2 protein-coding genes are annotated in these 2,477 nt (G+C 68.8%); both read left to right on the top strand.

Going from position 1 to position 2,477, the window contains the following annotated elements:
- The first annotated feature begins 247 nt into the window (after positions 1 to 247).
- Complete coding sequence (locus P3T39_RS37285) at positions 248 to 868, top strand: ATP-binding protein (protein WP_348534435.1); 621 nt, start codon at positions 248 to 250, stop codon at positions 866 to 868.
- Positions 869 to 1,613: 745 nt separating this feature from the next.
- Entirely contained in the window at positions 1,614 to 1,937 is a 324-nt protein-coding gene (locus tag P3T39_RS37280) for a hypothetical protein (protein ID WP_280703770.1), read from the top strand.
- The last annotated feature ends 540 nt before the right edge of the window (positions 1,938 to 2,477 follow it).

Genomic DNA, 2,477 nt, shown 5'->3' with positions numbered 1-2,477 from the left:
GGCAAATGTCCGACCGAGCTTGCAGAAGTTCGGTTCGGCACTGCGCTATCCATGCACCTGGGCTGACCATATGCATCTGCTCTCGCAAGCCATCTTGATCGACCGTCAGACCCGGGTCGACCTGCTGCGTGCTGATTCACCGCCGCCGGCTGGACGCTCCGCGCCGTGACGATCACTGCGACCGCCCTCGGCCGCATCCCCGGAACTACCTCAGCCGACCGTCCATGCACCGGCCCGGAGGGATGTCGTGATCACCGTATCTTTTGCACCCCAAGCTAGTTTTGCGGCAGTTGGCGATGCTCGTCGCCAGATCGTGGAGGAGCTGCTGAAAGCCGGCCTCGACCTCGGCGACGACGCCGCAGAGACGGTGAAGCTGCTCCTGTCTGAACTGCTGACCAACGCCATCCGTCACGGCTACGGCGGTGAGATCGAAAATCCCAGTGTTCGGATCCTCGTGAGGGCGGAGGCGCAGCCGACGACGGGCTTGCTCCGAGTCGCCGTCTTAGACCCCAGCGCGGCGGTTCCGGAGCCGAGGAAGACCGGGGCGGACGCCGAGAGCGGGCGCGGCCTTCCTCTCGTCGATGCCCTCTCTACCCGCTACGGGTGGGTGAAGGGCCAGGACGGGGCGAAGTGGGTGTGGTTCGAGATCAACGTCACCTGTCCCGCCCTCGGCGCAGCGACGTCCGTACAGAAGGCTGGTCCGGATGAGCAGGCGGATGCGGGGCGGAGGGAATGGGCAGTGCGCCTGATCGCAGTGCTCGACGCCTACAAGCAAGCCCCGTGCACCCGGTCGGCGCCCCGCCTCGGTGCAATCCGCCCCAGGTCGCCCCGGCGGGCCGTCACCGTGCAGATGGGCCGGGTGGCATGAAGGCCCGACGCATCGTTGCGGCGTACTCCGCCGTTCCCTCCTCTGTCCTCCGGCAGCAGCCGGCCCGGTCCACGATCCGGGCGCAGCGGCGGCGGTCGACGGGGATGGACGCCATGGATAGGCGGATCGCTGTCGCCCTGCAGCCTTTCAAGAGGCAGGCCGACGAGCTGTTGGAGACCGCCGGGCGGATCATCCGGCAGGCACCTGAGGGCATCATCCGCTTACCGCATAACGAGTACCCCGCTGAGCACCACGCGTAGATGAAGGGCTGCCGGACTGTACGGCGGCCTCCAGACACAGGCTCCCCGCCTCATGAGGGCGGGGTGTGCGGACCCCTGAATCGCCGTCCGATTCCCCCCGACGGGCGGCAGGTGGAACCGCACAACCCGGCAGGTCCCGACCGGTGGTGTTCGGGCTCTCCCCCTGCCGGTATTGCCGGGACCGGCAAACGCTCAGCTCGGCAAGACGGCAGAGCGCGGCCGGTCCCGGCAGGTGGCAGCCCGGGTCACACAGCCCGCTCGGGCTGCCACTCGACCAATGACCGAGTAACACACACAGAGAGAGGTAGGGCCTGAGCGATGAGCAGCACCGGCCGGACGGCCGCCGCTGGACGGGATCGGCCTGTTCCCCGTGCGGCCCTCGGCGTGTACTGGCTCGCCTCGGCCGGCCGCGCTCCTGAGGTGGTGTGCGCGCAGTGGCGTGCGAGATACGTGGCGGAGATCGAGGTAGCCGGACGTTTGATGTCGTGCGCGTCCGTGACGAGCTGCTCGGGCTTGCGAACCTGGACAACCTCCTGCGGGCCCGGAGGCCTGTCGGTCCGGTTGTCCTCAACCATGCGCTGCGGGCGGTGGAGGTCTTGATCCCCGTGAGCCGTCACCGAGATTGGCAGGCCCGTGGCACCGAGGTGCTCACCCGTCAGCAGGGCAGCATCGTCCCGGTCACCGTCCGCATGCCTGTTCCCGGGCGGTGGCTGATCAAGGGAAGAAAGTGGCGGATCGCGCCGGACGGCCGACAGATACTCACTGAACCCGCCCGGCTTGCCATCGCGACATACCGCGCCTGGACGTAGATCCGGCGCGCTCCAGCGGTCGCGGGCCGCGCCCTGGCTGGCCCGCGCCGCCTAGATCACCCGCCTCGGTCCTGAAGCTCGGATCAAGGCGGGGCACCACCTCACCTGTGCTGGTGGGCTGCATAACCGGGAACGCCCCCGGGAAAACGCGCCTCGTCGGTTTGCGCGGTCCCCGGGGGCGGACCCCACAGTACTGCCGCGCCGGGTTCAAGGGTGCCACGGGTGCGGCGGCCGCCGCTGATGCGCGCAGGAGCGAAGCGCGAGTCAGCGGGTCAGTCCCGGGACGTCCTGGGCCCCCTGCGGATCAGGCAGGGTCCCAGGACAACCCGGTGATACGTCGGCCTCCCCCGTCGTGACGGGTGGGTTGCAGGGGGAGGCCGACACGCGTGAAACGTCATGGCCCCGGCCACTTGCCGGAGTCCTCACCAGTGACAAGAGGGGTAGCGCAGTGATCAGGGCGCATCGCCACGCACGGCAACCCGGAGACGGGAACGAGGGACATGACGAACAGTCACAACCGCAAGGCCGTCAGGTTCAGCG

The sequence above is a fragment of the Kitasatospora sp. GP82 genome, from assembly GCF_029892105.1.
Lineage (GTDB): Bacteria > Actinomycetota > Actinomycetes > Streptomycetales > Streptomycetaceae > Kitasatospora.
The sequence above is the reverse complement of the archived record's forward strand: the minus strand, read 5'-3'. Positions and strand labels throughout refer to the sequence as shown.